Genomic DNA, 19,244 nt, shown 5'->3' with positions numbered 1-19,244 from the left:
CATCCTCATGGGCGGATTCTATCTGTTGTCCATCCGATGCGGAACTAGATCCTTCATCGAGGGTGGATTGATCCGCCCCTTCTTGCTCACTACCGGCCATATGTGTGCTGTACGCCGGAGCATTAAAATATTAACCCACGTCGATGTTTATTCTCCCGCTATATCCGATTTAATGCTCGAATTCAGCAGTTTCACGACCCCTAAGATATCACCGGCACCGAAGTACATCTGGTGAGAGGCTCCCCGTCATCGATGTGTAATGTAGAATCGTCGCTCCTCATGTGAAATTCTGAATCTGTAACCGGAGCTAATTTTCGCCTCCCCGTCATCGAAGTGTAAGGCATGCGTCTGACACCCCCCGTCATCGATGTGTAAACACGGGGGTCGACTATCCCCCCACCATCGATGTGTAAATCGGTTCATTTCCGTCTCTATCGATGTTCGACAGTCAAATTCCATTTCGCAAATGGGGCGTTCTTGATCGGCCTGTTACTCCATACATCTCTTGGATAGGGTCCTGTAGTGAGTCGGTGTCACTCACAGGTTGTAGGTAATCTCCAATATACAAAACCAGCTTAGTAGCGCCCTATCGTCTGAATGCGGCATATTTACACTTTGTACAAGGGGTGTGTGGTGAAAACCTATCACCGGATTTGACGTAGCAGCCTCTCACTCGTCCGGATTGACTGGCCCTTTATACTTGGACGTGACTTTGTCTCCTTCTCTCCATTGCCAGTAGTAGTAGCGATTGTCGTTGATCTCCTTGATCGTGATCGTCGCTTTGGCAGGGACCTCATCCGGAAGATCGTCTGGTCGCTCTTCGACCTCTTCTTGATCTGCCGACTCCTCGAGATGGTCCTCTCGTTCCTTGTGCTCGGCGAGCGCTTCAGCGTACGTCGCAACGTATCGGAGCAGCTCCGAGTCCGACTCGTTGAGCGTGTTGACGATCTCTGTCGGAAGGTTCGCCGGTGGGGTCGGGGGTTCGTAGGACATCGGCTACTCTCGTGTTAACCAACACGACCCATGAAGCAATAGTTTTGTTGGTTAAGACGATACGCTCTTATGTAGAAACGCGGAAAGAGGTCATTTAGCTGTTCCCTGTAGTGAATTGAGTACGTTAACTGAGACTCAGACCGCCGGACGGCAGCAGATATTCAAAATGTCAAATCGTCTTTCCGCAGTTCTACATAAGAGCGAGACGATAGAGACGACCCTTCTTTGCTGGATGTCACACTACCTGAAGTTTATTTATAAACAAGTTTCGTAATGAGTTACACTGTGCTCCGGCGTATCGAACTGGAAGTCCTCGCCACGATCGACCGCGGCGACACAATCTCCGAGCTCGCGACGAAGCTCAACCACAGTGAGAGCTACCTCTCTCGTGGCGTCGGCGACCTCGTCGAGAAGAGACTCGTCTACACGGAACGCGACGGCCGGCGAAAACGAGTCGTCCCGTCTGATTCTCGTGCCGTCGAACTCTATCAGGACCTCGTCCGCCAGTACTCCCATATCGATTTCCCCGAACTGCTAACCGGCAAGGCACTCCAGGTGCTATACTACCTCGACGAGCCGCGAACTGTCGCCGAGATCGCCGAGCAGAGTGACAACTACCGCAATACCGTCAACCGTGTCCTCAAGCGGTTTCGCGATCGTGGCCTCGTCGGAACGGACGACGGCCGGTATGACTTCAACGCCGACTTCGACCGCCTTCACGAGTTCGCCCGTCAACTCACACACCATCTCCATCGCCAACGCCTGGAAGCCGTCGCCTCGAAGGGCACAATTCTCTGGGAAGACTACGATGAGTTCCTCGCCCAAGCCGAGACGGAGATCGACGCAAACGGATTCCACGAAACCGGCCTCGCTCGATTCGCCTCGTTCGACCTCCAATTTCTGCTCACCGACCACCGCTATTACGTCTACTCCGAGGAACCCGACGCCCTCTCTCCAGCGGAGCTCTGCTGTCACACGCTGTTGGTAGACGACGGCAGCCGTTACCGTTCGTACTGTCTCCTCTTGCTCAGTCACGTCGACGTCGACGAGGACGACCTCCGAACACAAGCTGCGAAGTATGATCTTGAAGACGAACTCAACGCCTTGCTCCGCTACCTCGAGACCCACGGCGATGTTAGAGACGATTGCCTCCCCGAGTGGGACGAGTTCCAGAAGCTGGCGACTGAGTACGAAATCGAAACCTAAGCGGGAGCTGTAAGCGAGCCGATTCAGAAGTCACGCGCCGTCTGGGTGGGGAGCATTCGCGTACTTGATCATCTTCTCGGGCTTGTCGGAGATAGTCTGTGTAAAAACAAGACGAGAATTTCTTCGGCAAATGTATTTGGCAGTTGCTACGTACTCTCCAGTATATCCGGATGGCTGTACTGGACGAGCTCTCGGGGTTCGAGTTCGAGGACGTGATGGAGGACGTCTTCCGAAACCTCGGCTACGAAAACGTCCGCCAAGCTGAGAAGACGGCTGACGAGGGCCGCGACGTCATCATGGAAGAGGTCGTCGACGGACAGCGCCGCGCGATCGTCGTCGAGTGTAAGCACACGGACACCGTCGGGCGACCCGTCGTCCAGAAGCTCCACTCGGCGATTGCGACGTTTGAGTTCGACGGGCCGAAGCGAGGGATGGTTGCCACCACCGGTCGATTCACCAACCCTGCCCAAGAGTACGCGACCCGCCTCCAGCAGAACGACGACCCACATCCCATCGAGCTGATCGACGGCGAGGATCTACGAGAGATAGCCGACGAGATCGGCCTTGATCTCTACAACGGCCGGATCGAAATCCTCTGTGATGAAACGCTTCGGCCGTACGACCCTGCGGCCGACGTCGACGCTCCTGTCGCGGAGGCGTTCCGCGACATCGAAAATATCGAGGCAGTCGATCTTCCGACGCCCCGATCAGACGCGACCTTTCGGCCGGTTGTGGCTGTCACCGCCGACACAAACGCGGTCTTCGAAACGTCGGTCGGCGTTATCCACCGGATTAACGAGCGGACGCAGTTCGTCGTCCACGCCGAACGTGGGCAGCCGCAGATCGCTGCCGACGACGTCGCGACGTTGGTCACGGAGAATCTCCACGCGACGGTTGAGTTGGACACCGACCGCTTCGGTGCGGTGTTCGACGAGACCGAAGCGCGACGGTTCGGACAGACCCAAACCGAGTACAAGGAGTGGGCTGTCGACCGACTCCAGCAGCACCACACGACGACGGTGACCTACACCGGCGACAACAACGTCACCTACAATAAGACGTGTGAGCCGAACGTCTCGGACATCTCCGTTCAGTCGATCGAGCCAGTCTACCTCCCCGAAGTTCGGCACACGACCAATTTGGGCGAGTACACCTACCCCTACGAGTACTTCGCAGCGGGCCCCTCTCGGGTCACCACCGAAGACGGCATCCACCGGTGCGTCCACTGCGAGACGAACGACGTCGACGAGACGTACACGTACTGTTCGAACTGCGGGGCGATCGCCTGCGACAGCCACATCAAGACCGAACGACTCGAGCAGGAGCCGGTCTGTACGGGCTGTGCGGTTACTGAACGGTTCGCACTGAAGACGAAGTACTTCTACGACGAGGAGAATCTGGAGGCGTTTCGCGAGGAGTACGCCGCTATGCCGCTCCATGAGAAGGCGATGGAAAACAAGCTACTCGCCGGGGGGTGTGTGGTAGCGACGCTGCTGCTCGTCGTTGGACTACTCGTCATCGGCGGCATCATTTAGAATCGATCGTGACCTCACGCCTACTCAGGAACCATTTCTTTGACTAGGGCGTCGTCGTTGTCATCGTTCGGTTGGTTAACTTCCTGATCGACCGTGTCGTGCTCTGTCGATACCTGGGGTATACCCTCAATACGTGTCGGCCACAAGCTGATGGTTGCCTCGTACACAAATAATAGGGGTCCAAGTTATCTAGTTGTAATGAAACGCTAAAATTACAATACTGGATATACAATTATAGTAGCAGTGTACTGATTCGCCACCTATTACATTTCTTTAGCTGTGGACTCAGTGTCTGCAGTACCATTTTGAACCGCCACTAATCTGGATCGCTGTTTTCGACCTCTTCAACAAGTGCTTCTGCTCGCGCTTTTACAGCTTTATAGTCTCTCTCAACCGATGTCTCTGTTTGCTCATCTGGATTGATACTCGGAACCTCCTGTTCCCAGTCCTCCTGAGCATAGCTGTCGTCGTCGGGTGTCACTTCGAAGAGCTCGACGGCCGAGTCAAGCGATCTCAGCCGATTCGTTAGCTCATCAACGCGCCGTGGATCAATGTAATAGACATTCTCTACCTGTTCGACGAGCTCATCCTCGACAAGTTGAGCCATTGTGTTCGATGCGGTTGTTTCGTTGAGGCCTGTTCGGGCTGCGATTTCCTGTGGTGTGAACCCGTACTCGTGGTGGGCCACAAGAAAACTGAGGACCTCGTACTCAGGTGATTCTGCGTTAACTGGGAATGGCTCGTCGTCTGTGAGTTCGTCGACGGGGACTGGCATTACATCACCCGTGTCACTACCTGATATTACGGGTTTCGCAGGGCTGTGTTTTAGACACCTATTCTGTGACGAATACATCCCCGCCGCAGGCTTGGCACCCGATGGAGTGAGGTGGGCCAATAGAATCCCGTTCTCGGCGCGCCAGAACGACCGAGTGTTCGGGTGGAAGCAAACACCTATCGCCTTCCAGCAGATGCCGATTATACCGTTCTCGAAGACCTCGACATCTCTGGTGAGGACCTCGATGTAGAAGAACTTCACCCGAGCATACGATCTCGCGGACGACCAGCGAACGCTCGCCGCCGATGAGCCTGGGTAGGATGGTGCTGGTCGGCCTTGGAAAAAGCGGTCCAGACAGCGGCACTTTGAGCGCTTTGCCTCCGATACCGCCATGACACGATCCCAGACAAACTCGGAGCCGGAAGCCAACAAGCTGCGGTTGCTTGAATTCGCTCACAGAGGAGACGGCAACCGATCCCTCCCTCAGTACTCTAGTCGAACATCCGCCCAACACTGGATTCCTCGTAAAAATCCACCGTGGAGGGGTACTGGCTGAAATCAGTCATCTCAGGCAGACAAAACGGTCCAGAACTCTCGATATGGCGCTCAAGAACCTGTTCGGTCAGTTCAATTTGATGGCGGCGGATAGCATATTCTTCTCTGAAATGTCCTGTCGCCTTCCAGGCATCTGTGTGAACTGAGCTCACTCCAGACGAGGTGAGATCCACTGTCGTCTCACACGAAATAGACTGTGCCGTCTCCTCTGAGTCCAGATGGAGGGTCGAATTTATGTACCACCATGCAGTCAAAAACTCGTTTTCCCACGAGCCGGTCTTGTTCTGTTCATCAGGCAGAAACCCGTCGCTTGTGTGGAATCGCGAAAGGGAGATCTCTGCCTCGGTGTTAAACGTCCCAGACTTCGAAAACAGTCCAGTGACTTCTGTGACTTCATCAGGATCGGCCGCATCGGCTATCGACACGACGGAAACATCATCTTGCGAGAGAAGGAACGACACCGCACGCAGCAATTCTGATGAGCTAACGATGGTACTCAGAGAGGGTCCTGTGGACTTCTTCGCATACCAGTCTTTGAGGCCAGACACGGAGAGTGTGTCTGCGACTCCTGCTTCTCTCAGCCGATTTTGGAGAGTATCATCGTCAACTGATGGAGTTCCTGCCGAAGCCGGCTGTGCTCGCTTTGACGGGCCAGAAGAGTCCCCACCCGCATGGCTTGGCCCGTTGCTTTCGGCAGAGATGCCAAGCGTATCAGCGAGATCTTCCAATTTGCCTCGCAGGGGGCCAGAATACTCTGAGAGAAGTTCGCGCAAAGCGTCACGATCCCCAGCCGCCAATTGTGGAGACTCACCACCTTCGGTTAGCTCCCCGCTCTGGCTGTTTTCGTGTTCCCCGTCTCCCGTGAATAGCAACCCCGTCTCCCACATTCCGTGAACAAGCTCTCCAGGGAGTTGAGGCCCTCGTCGAGTACCCCGGATACCGGGCACCTGATCCATTTCCTGGAATATCCGGTCAGCGAGAGGCTCGCATTGGATCGTCGTGTTCGAGCCATTAACCGACCCAAGCAAGAAGTGCTGTTGGGGTTCGCCTTGGTAGTGGTAGAGTCGAGCCATACTCCAGCACTTGCGTCAGGCAATTTCACCTTGTCGACAGAAGAGAGATATTTTTGATCCCCGAGTGGGGTGAGGGAGCAGGAGAGTAGCCTCGTAGTGAAGCAGTTCTGCCCCCGAGAAGCCGATCGAAACAGCCTATGTCTGAAGTAGCAACCACCGCAGCCGACATCGTCGAACAGTTCGACGGGCACGTCGACCTCAAGCAGGAGGCAGTCGAGCGTGACCTCGAGGAGTACACCGAGAAGAAGGTCCCGCTCGAAGAGGCCGAACGGTCCGTCCGCAACGATCTTCAGGACGAACACGACATCAGCTGGGCAGGCCTCAACGGTGGAGGGTCTCTTGCGAGTATTTTGATTGAAACTCTACTTGGGGTGTACAGCGGGCTTGAACAGTATCCCACCCAATGACCACTGATGGGGCCAAGATGTAACTAGTTCGTAGGCAATCTTCCGCTATGACATCTGTTTCAGAGGACATCGAGCAGTTTGAGGCCTGTCTCCATGCCCTCCACGAGGATTTCCAGCAATACCCGTTCCACTACGGTAACGAGCATCCCATTGCCCCAGAGTTGTATCGGCAACTTCTCGCTAGTCTTTCCCAGCTGACTGTCCCAGTTGACTACCGCCAGGACCACAGCAGCATGGAGGAGTGGCGAAATCGAGAGATGTTTAACCGCCTCGATGAGGATAACCATGAGATTCGGCGGGTACGGTCCGAGGTAACTTTCTACGACGAGGGCATCTGGCGCGGCGCAAAAAGCGACTTTGACATGGCAGTTTTCCCGGCTGGCCAGGTGGTCATGATGCAGGGCAAAAAGGAGGGCGTCGGAAACTTCGTCGACGTGGCCACGCCACTGTCGGTGCTTTGTGAAATCAAACACTCAATGAACATGAGTGGGCAGTTCCGTAGTGGAGGCGAACGTGATATTCAGGCGCTGGCTAGCTACCCAGGTGAGGTGGGGCGGCGCTACTTTGTGTTCTTAGACTGGTGGCCCCGCGATGGCTATGGGAACCGAACCTTCCAGAAGGACGTCCGCCAGCTCCGGGAGCGGTTGGACTCGCTGGACACACAGGTCGACGTTGCCTACCTCCCACGGACAGGTGATCTTCAGTTCGTTAGGGGAATCGGTCCGGACTAACGCTCACAGTCTCAACCCCATTTGAACCGGAACCGACTTGCGCTCTGTAATTAGCCGATAATGGGGGTGTTATAGAAGATTTCTCACACCCACTCAGGACCGGTCAATACAGGTGTTGCATAGGCCATTCAGTATACGCTTCTCACAGTATTCTCCCGACTACTGTACCAGCCGTAGTACAAACTGCTATGAGCAATGCCATCTTCACGGAGATTCGATCGGTTAAAAGGCTAAGAGAGAGGCCGATGACAGCAGACGTCAAAAAGCTGTAGGCGATGATTGCTGACAGAGAGAGGGCGATAGTGCTTTCTCAACTGATAGTATCATGAATATCTTATGGCCAATTCGCACGCAAGTTCTCACGGTTGCTCCGGTTGAGAAAGCGTGAAATAAACACTGTGGTAAGAGATCTATGACACCTTGGGTAATTCATATAGAGTGTAACACGGGATTTACTTATTGTACGCAGCCTATACTGCTGATGCCCGATGACTGAAATTTCTGATTCGCTCCGCTCTCTGTTCAGTGCTCAAATCGAAGAGCGTGATGGGTCCTATGTTGTGGACATCCCGGCGAGTGAAATTGAGCATGACGCGCTCGCTGCCGACGAAACGTATCGCATTGCTATCCTTACATCGGACTCCTCGACAGACAGTACGAACGAGCAAGATCGACAGCAATCGACTCCCCAGAAAGCAGCATCGACTTCAGCAGGTCCACCTGTGGATGAAGGTGAAGTCCGCGAGGTGATGATCGAGACGACTGGTGATCAGGGAGACGGCATCGCGAAGGTTGAACGCGGCTACGTTGTGATCGTCCCCGGGGGACAACCTGGTGATGAGCCGACGGTCGAGATTGACCAAGTCCAAGAGAACGTCGCGTTTGCTAGCATCGTCGCACACGACTCACGGGCGCTGTAACGTCGATATATCACCGATCGTCTGTAGGGCTGGCATTGTTGAGATTCTGACCGCCTCTGCGATTACTCAAGATCATAGGCCGCAATTTCGTGAGAGCTACACTGTGGACATTCATCGGCGTCCTTCTCGACGCTGTATCCACAGTGACGACATTCGTGGTGCGTTGTCGATAGTGGCTCGAGTCCGATTATCTGCCTGATGAACCGTCTACTGACCATTGATGGGATCGACGATCTCGCCACAGTCGGGGCATTCGGCCCACACGCCTGGCTCACCGCTAGCTGTTTCATACTCGATGATCGCGTGCCGGCCGGTAACTGTCTCGCCGCAGAACGAGCAGGTGCCACGGACCGTCTCTGGATTATTAGGGGTCATTCTTACGAGATCGGCAGCTCCTTTCAGGGGAGAGGGAGCGTGTGACACTATTTGGGAGCTGGTTCGGTCGGTGTCACCGAGCCAGCTGTGCTCCCTCAACTCAGCATTAGAGATTCTGTGGCTTATACGTCGGGTGAGCGGAGTGGAAGTACTTCTTTGGGACTGGTACTTGATAGTGAGTCGTGAGTGGCCATCACGCAGCTGTGGTCAGCAGTGGCAATGTGTCGGCGCATAGCTGTCCTCACCGCTGTATTGGCTTTCTGCGCCTCTGCCCTTCATCGGAACGCAGGAATCTTAACCAATACAAGAGAGGAAACCTCGATGATCTGTTGGTTAAACAGTTTAGCGAGCAGGCCGCTCATTAAGCACGTCGATGATCTCCCCTGCCGTTCGACTAATCGTCTGAGCCGCTCTCGAACAACCTCGGGATCGTCCGATTCCCCGGTTGCGAGATGAGCTCCGGGCCGTTGGCGTCCACTACTCCGCTGTAGCTATTGTCTGACATAGTATTATAACGATCGCGTTTCTCTCGTTTCACTAGATGACTGAAACGGCTGAAACGATCGAAACGCCACCAGCGATCGTCGCAATGCTCAACCAGAAAGGAGGGGTTGGTAAAACGACGCTCACAATCCATGTGGCTGGCGCACTCGCCGACCGCGGGCTTGACGTTCTCGTGGTCGACCTTGCCCCTGAGGGAGCCCTCACGTCGATCCTTGGCTACGACGAGGCGTACAGCGACCTTGACCGGGGGGTATCACTCCACGAACTGCTGCTCGATCCCAGCCGCGCAGACGGCGTCGACGACATCATCATCACCGGTGAGGAGTTTGATCTTCTCCCCGCAAACGAGCGGATGGTCGACCGCACCGGCGGTGAACTCAATGGCGAACCCCGCGCTCGAGAACGGCTGAAGATGGTTCTCGACAAGCTTGCAACAGGGTATGATGTCGTTCTCATAGACAACATGCCGAACATCAACGTGCTCACGGACAACGCGCTGGTTGCCAGCGATGGAGTGTTGATTCCCGCCTATGCTGAGGCACTCTCTGTCCAGGGCCTTGATCGACTACAGAAGCAGATCGACAGCGTTCGAGAGTACTTCGGGACGGTACGGATTCTCGGTATCATCGCGAACCGCATCGAGCACAACAAACAGGCTGACGCCATGCTCGAGCAGTTACATTCTGAGTTTGAGGATGGACTCGAGATTCCAGTGTTCGACGTATACAAGCGAGTCGATCTTCAGCGGGCGATCGCCGCTCAGGAGCGCTCCATCTTTGCGGCCGATGAGCTCGACAGCGACATGGCCGAAGTACTCGCCGACGTAGCGATACTCGTCGAGACAGAACTCGTGAGGGAAGCAAATGAGTGACGACAACGACGACGCCAGCGAGGAACTGGGCAAGACCGGCGAGAAGATGGGTGGTATCGCTGACCGTTTCGGTGCGACGACTGAGGCGACTGAAACGGCCGAAACGACCGACACAACAGAAACGGCTGAAACGACTGAAACGATCGAGACAACTGAGGGGAACGTTACGCAGTCTGCTGATATGACTGAAACGACTGAAGCGACGGCAACGACTGAAACGGGAGAAACGATCGAAACGCCAGAAACGACTGACACGCTCGTACCGGGCGATGAGGGATTCGTGCTGCGCGAAGATTGGAATGGGCGGACGATCTACCTCCCTGACGACGTCGTCGACGACCTCGACATCCGGTACTCGGAGGTCAACGTTGAATGGCAGCGCGAGCATGGCGAGCAGCTGCCGAAAAATGAGCGGTTTTACCCAGCGCTAGTCCGGGCGGCGATAAACGAGACGTCCCTCGAGGAAGAGCTCGGTCTTAGCGATTAGGTGTGGAGGGTACGCTCTCGTTCATTTTTATCTCCCGATTTGGGTGAGGTGAGCAGTCAAAAGCGAAGCACCACACGGGAGTGAACTCTCACGAGCCGTCTCGATTTTTAACCAACCTGCCGCTCGCGTTTTCGTGTAGATACACGCTGCTGGTTTCAGAGTATAGACGACCAGCCACGCGAGCGGCGATCCACATCAATCCAATGCGCCCAACACACCTTGTACAGGCAATCTTCGACCGCTGGGGCCGGCAATGCGTGGTCTGCGGTCGAACCCCAGATGAATGGCTTGAAACCAACTACGGAGCACGTAACCAAGACAAACTGTCGCTTCATCACGTCAACGGTGACAATACGGATCAGCGTGTCGAGAACGTGATCCCGCTGTGTCAGAGCTGTCACGTCCACATCCACAAGGTGGACGAGCCACCCTACCGGATATGGCATCGACAGCTCCCGATCGAGCATCGTCATGCGTGGAACGAGTACCACCACGAATACTACGAGGGGTCACGCCTGACTCGTGAAGAAGCCGTGAACCAGTTCGGCGACGATGGGGGTGTCCCAGAGAGCGTGAAATATCTCAAACATGAACGCGAGGACTTCGATCCTGATGCGTTCGAGGCACCTGATGTCGACTTGCTTCCCGACGATCACACCGGCGATGATCGGGATGAACCCGGCTCAGCTGATGAGGATAACAGTGACTGCGATGAAAACAACAACTCTGCGTCATAACTCCGACTCTCAGGGCCGATCTCTTGCGGTGTAGCGCTTCTAATCTCTGTTAAGACCATTTTTACAAAAGCGCTGGCCTTCTTATATGGGTAGGGATAACTTGGGGATAAGCATGCCCCGGTAGCGTGGTGAAGCCACCTGTCGCGTGCGGCAGGTGGTGGTAAGCAAAAAGTTGTAACCCATGTAGGTCGCCTAACGAGCGATCAGGTCGTCATCGCAGTTTAGGCCCTTTGTTTCAACTGGGAGTTGTGGTCCTAAGCTGGGGTCGGAAGTCAAAGCAATCTGGAGCACATGCTTCACTCGGAGTTACCGAGCGTCTCGTCGACGACTAGCTATGTAGTCTATGGGTCATCATCGCCTGTGGTCTCCGACGTCGAGTCAGTGTCGAAATCAGTCGTTTCGTGAGACTCATCGGACGATTCCGACTTTTTATCGTGGGATCGTGCGCTCTGTGGTGTGCCCTCATTATCGCCGTAGAACCACTCGGCCTGTGCGCTGTTGATCCGTGGCCCCTCGTAGTACACTTTATGATGCGCATTCCACGCATTCCGGTGTTCGATCGGCAGTTGCCGATGCCACTGCCTGTATGGAGCTGCGTCCGTCTTGTGGACGTGGATATGACAGCGCTGACACAGCGGGATCACGTTGGCGACGCGGTCGTCGGTATCGTCACCGTTGATGTGGTGTAGCGAGTTTACTAGCCGTCGATTGTCACTCTCAACCCAGTCTTCGGGTGACCGCCCACAGATGAGACACTCAGTACCCCACGCATCGCGGACAGCCTGCCGAAATGAGCTATCAGACATTTGTCTCACCCCCCGGTGAGCGCTTGTCTACGACGACCCCACTGGGAATTGGCCGCGTGTTCAGGCTACCAGCCAGCAGTGGCTGTCCGAGAGTTCGAGTCGATACGACTGTCTGCTCATGTCGCACACACGACCACCACTCCAACCATGAGATTGTCGTGTCGGTGGCGGCCGCATACGTTGTATGTCTTTGTTGCTGCATAGTGCTGAGGGGGGTCTGGTGCGGGTCATCCCCTCTTCCGAACCCCCCTCACTCTCATCGAGGGATACAAACGGATCCACATGACTATTGACACCCCCCGAAGATGCCGTAGCAGTAGTGACCAGTTTGAGGCTATGTTGGATACCTATCAGATTAATAAATTGTTTCCTCGTTCCCCGGCTTCGAAGTCGGCCTCGCGGAGCGCGTGTAGTGTTTCGAGACCGGTGAGCCGGAATCTTGCGGGATCACCGAGGTGATAGGGAAGTTCGTGTTTAAGCGCGATCCAGAAGTTGAAGAACAGTTGTGCAGCTCCGAAGTAGACCGTTCGGGTCAACCGGTCCGCAGAGCGGCACTGCCCCTGAAAAGTATGTTTGAGCTGACGGATAGCCGTCTCGATTTTCCACCGGTGGCGATACTGGTAACCAAGCCCGTCTAGGTCCCGGTCGTCGACGTCTATATCTGTTATCCACACAGTATGTGTATCGCTTTTACCGGTTTCGCCATCGATACTCAGGCCATCTGGCGTCTCTTTTGGGGCGGGCATATCGTCGGCGAAGACGCCGAGTCGATTTTTTACGGCGGCGTCGGGAGCTGCCCCCTTTGAGACGGTGCTATCTCCCCCACCCCCATCCTCGGCTGTATCGTGATAGCGAGTGAGTTCTGTTTTCGGTGTGGTTTCTTCTTGACCGACTTCCTCCTCGTGAATCGGACAGATGATGGCGTTAAACGTCCGGTGCGGGGCATCGAAGTCGGTAAAGGAGATATCTTTCGCCTTATCTGACTCTCCAGGGGGCGCACTCTCAGCCATCTTGGTGTATAGTTCCGCCTCTGGGGCCTGTATCATCCAGTTTAACCCGTGTTCGCGGCACTTTGTAACGACATCAGCTTGGAACAACTGGCTGTCCATGTAGATCCTGCCGAAGTCGGGGTTGGCGTTTTGACGAACCCGGCGTAGCATCCGGTCCAGTGCCTCCGCTTTCTCGCTTCGCTCTTTGATGGGGGTTACACCTAAAATGTAGTTCCGACCGGGTGAGACGGTTGATAGAACCGCATAGTGCCAAAATTCTGTTGTGTTATCTTTTTTGACCGACCCCGTCACCCATTTGTTCTCTTCCCCATACCAGCCGACCGTCGTAAGATCATAGGCCAAGTGTATCGGTCCAGACGGGGCGAGCGTCTGTCGTTCGAGTAGGCGACAGGTAGCATCAATGAACTTGTCTTCGATACCTTCTACTTCGAGCTCTTCTGAATCTCCGGGAGTTGGGATGTACTCCGCGAGAGTCGAGGCCGAGGGGGTATCCTTGTCAGACTGCCAGGCGAGGAGTTCTGCCCCGTTCTTCGCGGCGCACTGCTCGATGGCAAGGTGCGCTAACAACCGGTAGATGTCTCCAATCGAGTGCTGGTAGTTGGGGGCTGATCGGTCGCGACCGAACCGGAGAGAGGGAGCAACTATTGCCATGTACTCGGCGACGACTTGGCTGGCCTCCCTCATTTTTTGGTCTATATCGACCGTCCATTCCTCACCGTTCTCGAGGTAATAGGCACGCGGCTTCGACGGGTATGGGGGAGCGCGGTCGAATGAGCGTCCTCGAGAGGTCAGTGCGTAGAGCGCGGCGTTGCGACTGTACTCAGCGGCATCAGCCAGAAAATCGGCGTCGAATTTGCTGATGGCGGCCGAAAGTGTCGAGTAGTTAGTGCCATCACCGGGGGAGAAGCCGGCCTCGCGAGCGACCGGACCCCCCTTCTCCAAGATTTCCTCAAGTTCACGATATCCCCCGATGAACTCCTTCAGAATACCGGCATGGTACATCCGTTGCGTCCGGTGGTCGAGAGAACTCCAGTCGTCGATCTCGTCACACTCAGGGGCTATTCGTAGCTCGAAATGCCGGAGGGCCCAGAGCATCTTTTCGGTCTCTTCGTCGTACTCTGTCTCACCACCGAGTTCCACTGTCTGGTTTTTATCCTCCCACTGGTCAACATCGTAGGTAGAGGGTGGAGTATACGAAAAAGAGGGGTCAAGAAATCGATCGACGCCGTCGGGATATTGAGGGGGTTCACTACCGTAGAGGTCGTCACGTTGGAAACCCATCAACGGGTGTCTCTCACCCGGGGGTGTTAGCCTATTCGACTGGTGGCGGCTAAAACATCATATATATTATAAAAACTCAACATAGCGCTAAACTGCTCACTACTGCTACAAGTTTAATAATCGAGAACACTGTCCAGCCCGACACCGTCCAGCACGTGGTCGTCGTGATACTCCGTCTCCGCGAGCCACGCGTAGAGCCGGCGCACGTCGCTCACGAGATGTCGCTTCGCGTCCCGGGAGACGTACCGGCCCGCGACTTCCGAAGCGTTGCGACGGCCTGCTCGCGGCTGTGCGACTCGACCAGCGACACGTCGGTTCCATGCTCGAACCGCCGGGCGTACGCAGCGAGCCGGGAACGCGTCCCCTCGATCGTCGACTCTGCGAGGCCTCGGTTGCGAAGCGCGTCGACGTGGCGATCGAGCGCGACCACGACGGGCTGGTCGTCGAGGTCCCAGTCGTACCCATCGTCTGGGACGACGCCCACGTCGTCGCGAAAGAACTCCTTCGGCGTCCGGTCGTGGTGTTCGCTGAGCGTGTAGATCAGGCCCGCGAAGTCGGCTTTCAGCCACCGCGGGTGTTCGGCCTCAGGGTCCATCCCGTCGGCCCGCATGGCCGGCGCAATTAGTTCGTGGCAGATAGTCTGTTACTATTGTATAGTAACGCGCAGGCTGCGACTCCGCCTCGACATCCTCGACAATCGAGTGGAGAGCATCTCAATCGACGTCGCGACCAGTGATTGAGTCTCGGACCCGCAACACTCCTTCGACAACGATGAGGAGAAGCAGCGCAACAAACGGTAGCACTCGAATCTCTGTCTCCCGAGGCGTCAGGCCAGTATAGCTTGGGTGTCGCGTAATCGAATCGGGAAGTACCCTCGCGGACGGCGTCACGTAGGTCGGTTCAATCGTCTCAGGCTGTTCAAGGAGTGTTCGCAGTTCGGCTTCGGAGCGATTCCCACCGAGTCGTGCGTAATCAGCGTGAAACGCGGAGACGTTGTAGTCGGTCGAGGGCTCACCGCTCCCGACAGCGGTGAACAGATCGTAGATCGTCGCATTTCCGTTCGCACGGAGATCGGCATCGAGCCGCGCGAGTACCAGCGCGCCAGAGAGGTAGTCGTCTCGGTCGAGGGCCGCCCTGGAGTCTGAAAGATAGCTACTGGAATTAGTGAGGTTCGACCCAGAGTAATACCGGGTCCAGTAGGTGAGGTGCGCGTCGTACTCTGCCGGCGTCAGTTCCTCGTTATCATAGAGAATGCGCGCGGTCAGGTAGGTCGCTGACCCCTCTGTAAACCACCGCATTTCGTCGGAGACGTGATATCGTTGATTCAGGTGGACGTACTCGTGAAGCGGCGTGTGAGCTTGGGGAACGTTCTCTCCCCAATTTTCGCCGGCGACCGAGTCCGCCCGAGCCGCGTAGCCACGAACATCAGCGGGGTGGAGGAACAGCGTACTTTCGCAGTAGTAGTGGCGTGGTTCAATTGCCGCCGCGCCGAGTCGGAGGCCTTCGATGGACGCATTCCCGACCGCCGGATCAACCGCCGAAGGGACGACAACACGATGGTCATTCGGTCCATTCGAGATTGTTTCAACGTGGTCGATCCCACCCACGTACATGATAGTCGTACCAGCATATCCACCCCCGGGGAACTCCAGCTCGAATGGGGCGCTGTCGTGTCTCGGAATGACGCTCGTCGCAACTGATTCGTTGTGAGCGGTAAACGACTCGGGGAGGACCTCCGGGTCACCAGAATCGGGAATGTGAAAACTCCGATTGACCGCGTACTCGATCCGGGCGCTCCCGTCACCGGTGTATTTGAAATAGCCTGTATGGGGCTGTTCAAACCCCTCAACGTGTTTGATGTCCTGATGGTCAGGTACCGAGACGGTGAACGAAGATTGGCGGTCCGGCACAGAGTAGTTTAGCGACACGACGCCGGGAGCGGGCGCTGTCGCGGTGATCGAGACAGTCGGTCCCGAACGATCGGTTCGGCCGTTGAGTCGGTCGTACGCCGACGCACACTGGTCAGCCTGAGCTGTCGTCGACGTCGGCTGCTGGGTCGCTCCCGAAACAGGGGCCGCCCCAGCGACGGTCCCGCCGAGCAGGATGAGACACCAAAGGAGTGAGAGAGCAACGCTCCGCTTCATTCAGTATTCTCCTGTGCTTGAAAATCGGATCGCGAGATAGACTCTCCAGCAGTAAATCGCTTCCACTGCTTCGGATGGTATCCCGCCAGCGTGTCGTACATACTAATTCCGCTACCCCCAGCCCCGACCGCAATAGCAGGGAGCGATCCCGCCCAGACTCCAACAAGAAGGAGAATCGGGAACACAACCACTCCGCCACCGGCGATACGTACTTGTCTGTCAGTCATTTGGTGTGGTGTTTCGAAGTCGATCTGTTCGGGGATGTAGAAGGTCCGCTTCGAGACAAATGGAGACCCACCAAATAGACGGCCGAATCCATAGTGGACCGATTCGTGAGCTATGAGCCCAACGAGACCACCGACGGTGAGAATTGCTATCTGTTCTAGCAACGCGATCACTTTCGTTCACGCCAAATCCGTGTCGAGCATAAATCATTGTTTGGAGATGCTTCATATCAACATGTTAATTATACAATTATCCTACACAGCCGGAGAGTACCAGCCACCGATACGATGAGATTAATGTTAGACAAACAGAATCTGATAGGGATATTTAACCTGTGATGATTATGTACTATCATGAAACACGATTCAGGCTGGAGGAGACTGATAGCAATCGTACTCACCAAATGGTTCATCCGTTTCACAAAGCTAACAACCCCGCTTAAACCGAAAGAACTGGATTTGTTAGACGAATCGATTGTAGTATTCCCGTTTCGAAGCGAAAGCCAGTTTTTCGCACAAGCCACACCCTTTGGGACCGTTATTTGGAACGAACACTGGATGGGGGGCCTTCCTGAACACGCACAAAGAGTGGTCCTTCGTCACGAACAAAGCCATCAAGAGAGAAATTCAGTGTTCAAAGGCCTCCTCTACGGGTTCGCACTCTGGTTTGTGTTTGGACTTTTTGCTCTCACCGGAGCAGGAGTTCTTCTATTTTCGGGGGCGACTACGGCATCCGTAGCATACACAGGCGGAATCGGATTGATCGCAGTGGCAGTCTTCGTTGTGACTGTCCGAGTTGATGAGACCCTCGCCGATTACCATGCTCTCCGTGATCTCGGGGAAGAAGAATTTATCGCGGGGTATACAGACCTCCCATCAGTGAGCGATTCCTCAATATTAGCTGATGTTCAGCGCCGTATTTTCTACCCTACACCACAACAGACAATCAAACTACACCGGTTAGTCAAAAGGATCGAGCGTATTCCATAATTCATCTCGGACCAATTCCGTCAAAAGTGGGACCCAGTTTTCAAGCGTAATTATTTATCGCGGACCCGCTGATCGGTCTCTGAGAACGCCTCGGTCGCCATGTCGGCGCGCTCGGCAGCCTCGATGTGCTGGTAGGCCTCGCGGACCTGTTCCTCGCTGTTGTCGAGATACCGCGCCGCAGCGGCGTAGCCGAACTGGCGAACGAGGACCTCTCCCACACCGCGCCGGCCGCCGTGGAGTTCGAGGTAGTCGCCATCGAGTGAGAGGTCCAGCTCATCGCGACGCTCGGCGAGGCCGTCGTGGGTCCAAAGCCGTTCCATGATCGACCGCGCCCCATCGGTGGTGAGCGGCTTCGGTGCGTCGAGGTCGTGTTCGGCGGCGACGATCAGATCGGGTGCGCCCGCCCGGATGCGCTCGATCGCGTCCTCGTCGAGACCGGCGTCACCCAGCCCGTCGGTGACGTGGTTCGCGAGCGACGGCCGGTGGAGCGTCGTAAACACCGGCCACGACTCGGGGACGTCCAGCACCTCGGCGTACCGCTTCAACGGCCCGATGACCGGCTCGGGGAGCGACGCCTCCTTCCACTCGCGACTCTTCCGGAACACCGTCACGCTGCTGTCCGCGAACGACACGTCACGCCAGCGGATCCCGTTGCGGCCCTCACGGTCCTCCTTCGGCGCGGAAAGGAACTCCGAGCCGCGCAGGCCGGTGTAGGCGACGACGTACACGAGCGCCTGTTCGCGACACCGCTGGTACGCCTCGAACCGCGCTTGCTGTTTGGCCTGCCACGTCTCGCTCTCAGGGTCGCCTCGCTCAGCGTGGGGTACCTCGATCGCGCCGAGCGCGTCGAACGCCTCGGAGACGCGTCGGTCGACGAACTGCGTGATCAGGTCACGGTGGATCGGCTCCCACGCCTGCTGGTCGCCTGGACGTCGCCCGTCGTTTTCCGGGAGCGGGTCTTCGGCGTCCGACTCCCGGGCGTAGTGCCGGGGAAGGTAGCCCTGCGCGTGCGCCCACCCACACCACGACGCGACGTGCGCGTAGTAGGTGAGGACGGTCCCGGCGGCGTACCCCGCGGTCGAGAGGTACCGCGCGTAGTCCGAGAACACCGTCGTGTCGAGATCTTCGAAGCGGACGGTATCGCCGTCGACGACGCCGGCCCACGACTCGGGCGGTGACGCATTCGCGGAGTCGGCGGTCTTCCCGAGACACCAGCGGCGGAATCGATACAGCATGCGCTCAGCGTCGGTTCGGTACGCGCCCTCCTCGCCGGCCTCGCCTTTCCCCTTGTCCGTGAGGTATTTGGTGAACGTGTCCTCGATCGGCGTCTCGACGGAGCGGCGACCCGTCATTGGGCCTCCGGAGTGTGGGGGTTGTACCGTCCAGACTCCGCTGTAGACGCGGCGATCCGGCTGGAGCGACTGTCTCGGGAAGACGTGACCATAATTCTGAATCTGCCTCGTTTGGGGCCACGGGTGGGGGTCACTAAGAGTTTACTCTGTCTTACTCGACTAAGACAAAGTAATATATTCGGGCGCTATGTGATTTTGTGAGAGCTTATCCGGTGGTATCGGGTGCGAGAGCCATTCTTAGCGGCATAGATCCAATAGTATATTGTAT

General features: G+C 56.1%; 17 protein-coding genes. 9 read left to right on the top strand and 8 right to left on the bottom strand.

What is annotated here, in order from left to right; genetic code table 11:
* Window positions 1-669 precede the first annotated feature (669 nt).
* Window positions 670-993 carry a hypothetical protein gene (locus EXE52_RS16320; protein ID WP_137703884.1) on the bottom strand — a complete coding sequence of 108 codons (324 nt, stop codon included), beginning with the start codon at window positions 991-993 and terminating at the stop codon, window positions 670-672.
* A 285-nt stretch (window positions 994-1,278) separates the two neighbouring features.
* Here EXE52_RS16320 and EXE52_RS16315 point away from each other — a divergent pair, with 285 nt between their 5' ends.
* Entirely contained in the window at window positions 1,279-2,199 is a 921-nt protein-coding gene (locus EXE52_RS16315) for a helix-turn-helix domain-containing protein (RefSeq protein WP_137703902.1), read from the top strand.
* 170 nt (window positions 2,200-2,369) lie between these two features.
* On the top strand, window positions 2,370-3,734 hold the full coding sequence (locus EXE52_RS16310; protein WP_137703883.1) for a restriction endonuclease: 1,365 nt from the start codon (window positions 2,370-2,372) through the stop codon (window positions 3,732-3,734).
* 316 nt (window positions 3,735-4,050) lie between these two features.
* On the opposite strand, the gene EXE52_RS18885 is transcribed toward EXE52_RS16310, so the two are convergent.
* Together EXE52_RS18885 and EXE52_RS16300 are read right to left on the bottom strand one after the other, a co-directional pair.
* The gene (locus EXE52_RS18885) at window positions 4,051-4,770 is read right to left on the bottom strand and encodes a MarR family transcriptional regulator (RefSeq protein WP_241988282.1); all 720 of its coding nucleotides are present in this window, start codon (window positions 4,768-4,770) and stop codon (window positions 4,051-4,053) included.
* A gap of 230 nt (window positions 4,771-5,000) precedes the next feature.
* Window positions 5,001-6,137, bottom strand: coding sequence for a hypothetical protein (locus EXE52_RS16300; protein ID WP_137703882.1), 1,137 nt, complete (start codon window positions 6,135-6,137; stop codon window positions 5,001-5,003).
* Window positions 6,138-6,274: 137 nt separating this feature from the next.
* Between EXE52_RS16300 and EXE52_RS16295 the strand changes: the two genes are divergently transcribed.
* The 6 genes from EXE52_RS16295 to EXE52_RS16265 all read left to right on the top strand — a co-directional run bounded on the left by EXE52_RS16295 (window position 6,275) and on the right by EXE52_RS16265 (window position 11,169).
* Window positions 6,275-6,544, top strand: a complete 270-nt coding sequence (locus EXE52_RS16295) for a hypothetical protein (protein ID WP_137703881.1) — start codon at window positions 6,275-6,277, stop codon at window positions 6,542-6,544.
* Window positions 6,545-6,591: 47 nt separating this feature from the next.
* The gene (locus EXE52_RS16290) at window positions 6,592-7,275 is read left to right on the top strand and encodes a hypothetical protein (protein ID WP_137703880.1); all 684 of its coding nucleotides are present in this window, start codon (window positions 6,592-6,594) and stop codon (window positions 7,273-7,275) included.
* A 488-nt stretch (window positions 7,276-7,763) separates the two neighbouring features.
* On the top strand, window positions 7,764-8,195 hold the full coding sequence (locus tag EXE52_RS16285; RefSeq protein WP_137703879.1) for a TRAM domain-containing protein: 432 nt from the start codon (window positions 7,764-7,766) through the stop codon (window positions 8,193-8,195).
* A 916-nt stretch (window positions 8,196-9,111) separates the two neighbouring features.
* Window positions 9,112-9,945 carry a ParA family protein gene (locus tag EXE52_RS16275; protein ID WP_137703877.1) on the top strand — a complete coding sequence of 278 codons (834 nt, stop codon included), beginning with the start codon at window positions 9,112-9,114 and terminating at the stop codon, window positions 9,943-9,945.
* Window positions 9,938-10,432, top strand: coding sequence for an HNH endonuclease (locus EXE52_RS16270; RefSeq protein WP_137703876.1), 495 nt, complete (start codon window positions 9,938-9,940; stop codon window positions 10,430-10,432). The genes EXE52_RS16275 and EXE52_RS16270 overlap by 8 nt, the downstream gene beginning before the upstream one ends.
* 203 nt (window positions 10,433-10,635) lie before the next feature.
* A complete protein-coding gene (locus EXE52_RS16265) occupies window positions 10,636-11,169 on the top strand; it encodes an HNH endonuclease (RefSeq protein WP_199239167.1) in 534 nt (177 codons plus the stop codon).
* Window positions 11,170-12,325: 1,156 nt separating this feature from the next.
* On the opposite strand, the gene EXE52_RS16255 is transcribed toward EXE52_RS16265, so the two are convergent.
* From EXE52_RS16255 to EXE52_RS16240, 4 genes are all read right to left on the bottom strand, one after another.
* Complete coding sequence (locus tag EXE52_RS16255) at window positions 12,326-14,266, bottom strand: transposase (RefSeq protein WP_137703875.1); 1,941 nt, start codon at window positions 14,264-14,266, stop codon at window positions 12,326-12,328.
* A gap of 211 nt (window positions 14,267-14,477) precedes the next feature.
* Window positions 14,478-14,876: a hypothetical protein gene (locus EXE52_RS16250; protein ID WP_137703874.1), complete on the bottom strand. Its 399-nt coding sequence runs from the start codon at window positions 14,874-14,876 to the stop codon at window positions 14,478-14,480.
* Window positions 14,877-14,979: 103 nt separating this feature from the next.
* Window positions 14,980-16,410, bottom strand: a complete 1,431-nt coding sequence (locus EXE52_RS16245) for a hypothetical protein (RefSeq protein ID WP_137703873.1) — start codon at window positions 16,408-16,410, stop codon at window positions 14,980-14,982.
* Window positions 16,407-16,808: a hypothetical protein gene (locus EXE52_RS16240; RefSeq protein WP_137703872.1), complete on the bottom strand. Its 402-nt coding sequence runs from the start codon at window positions 16,806-16,808 to the stop codon at window positions 16,407-16,409. The genes EXE52_RS16245 and EXE52_RS16240 overlap by 4 nt, the downstream gene beginning before the upstream one ends.
* Before the next feature lie 180 nt (window positions 16,809-16,988).
* On the opposite strand from EXE52_RS16240, the gene EXE52_RS16235 reads away from it, so the two are divergent.
* A complete protein-coding gene (locus EXE52_RS16235) occupies window positions 16,989-17,624 on the top strand; it encodes a hypothetical protein (protein WP_137703871.1) in 636 nt (211 codons plus the stop codon).
* Between the two features lie 50 nt (window positions 17,625-17,674).
* Here the strand turns inward: EXE52_RS16235 and EXE52_RS16230 are convergent, their stop codons facing one another.
* Complete coding sequence (locus tag EXE52_RS16230) at window positions 17,675-18,976, bottom strand: site-specific recombinase (RefSeq protein ID WP_137703870.1); 1,302 nt, start codon at window positions 18,974-18,976, stop codon at window positions 17,675-17,677.
* Between the last annotated feature and the right edge of the window lie 268 nt (window positions 18,977-19,244).

The sequence above is a fragment of the Halorubrum sp. CGM4_25_10-8A genome, assembly GCF_005435025.1.
Lineage (GTDB): Archaea > Halobacteriota > Halobacteria > Halobacteriales > Haloferacaceae > Halorubrum > Halorubrum ezzemoulense.
The sequence above is the reverse complement of the archived record's forward strand: the minus strand, read 5'-3'. Positions and strand labels throughout refer to the sequence as shown.

Excerpts from the sequence above, each read along its gene's own strand:
- EXE52_RS16320 (WP_137703884.1), bottom strand. The coding sequence starts at position 993 with ATGTCCTACGAACCCCCGACCCCACCGGCGAACCTTCCGACAGAGATC.
- EXE52_RS16310 (WP_137703883.1), top strand. The coding sequence starts at position 2,370 with ATGGCTGTACTGGACGAGCTCTCGGGGTTCGAGTTCGAGGACGTGATG.
- EXE52_RS16300 (WP_137703882.1), bottom strand. The coding sequence starts at position 6,137 with ATGGCTCGACTCTACCACTACCAAGGCGAACCCCAACAGCACTTCTTG.
- EXE52_RS16295 (WP_137703881.1), top strand. The coding sequence starts at position 6,275 with ATGTCTGAAGTAGCAACCACCGCAGCCGACATCGTCGAACAGTTCGAC.
- EXE52_RS16290 (WP_137703880.1), top strand. The coding sequence starts at position 6,592 with ATGACATCTGTTTCAGAGGACATCGAGCAGTTTGAGGCCTGTCTCCAT.
- EXE52_RS16285 (WP_137703879.1), top strand. The coding sequence starts at position 7,764 with ATGACTGAAATTTCTGATTCGCTCCGCTCTCTGTTCAGTGCTCAAATC.
- EXE52_RS16275 (WP_137703877.1), top strand. The coding sequence starts at position 9,112 with ATGACTGAAACGGCTGAAACGATCGAAACGCCACCAGCGATCGTCGCA.
- EXE52_RS16270 (WP_137703876.1), top strand. The coding sequence starts at position 9,938 with ATGAGTGACGACAACGACGACGCCAGCGAGGAACTGGGCAAGACCGGC.
- EXE52_RS16265 (WP_199239167.1), top strand. The coding sequence starts at position 10,636 with ATGCGCCCAACACACCTTGTACAGGCAATCTTCGACCGCTGGGGCCGG.
- EXE52_RS16255 (WP_137703875.1), bottom strand. The coding sequence starts at position 14,266 with ATGGGTTTCCAACGTGACGACCTCTACGGTAGTGAACCCCCTCAATAT.
- EXE52_RS16250 (WP_137703874.1), bottom strand. The coding sequence starts at position 14,876 with ATGCGGGCCGACGGGATGGACCCTGAGGCCGAACACCCGCGGTGGCTG.
- EXE52_RS16245 (WP_137703873.1), bottom strand. The coding sequence starts at position 16,410 with ATGAAGCGGAGCGTTGCTCTCTCACTCCTTTGGTGTCTCATCCTGCTC.
- EXE52_RS16235 (WP_137703871.1), top strand. The coding sequence starts at position 16,989 with ATGAAACACGATTCAGGCTGGAGGAGACTGATAGCAATCGTACTCACC.
- EXE52_RS16230 (WP_137703870.1), bottom strand. The coding sequence starts at position 18,976 with ATGACGGGTCGCCGCTCCGTCGAGACGCCGATCGAGGACACGTTCACC.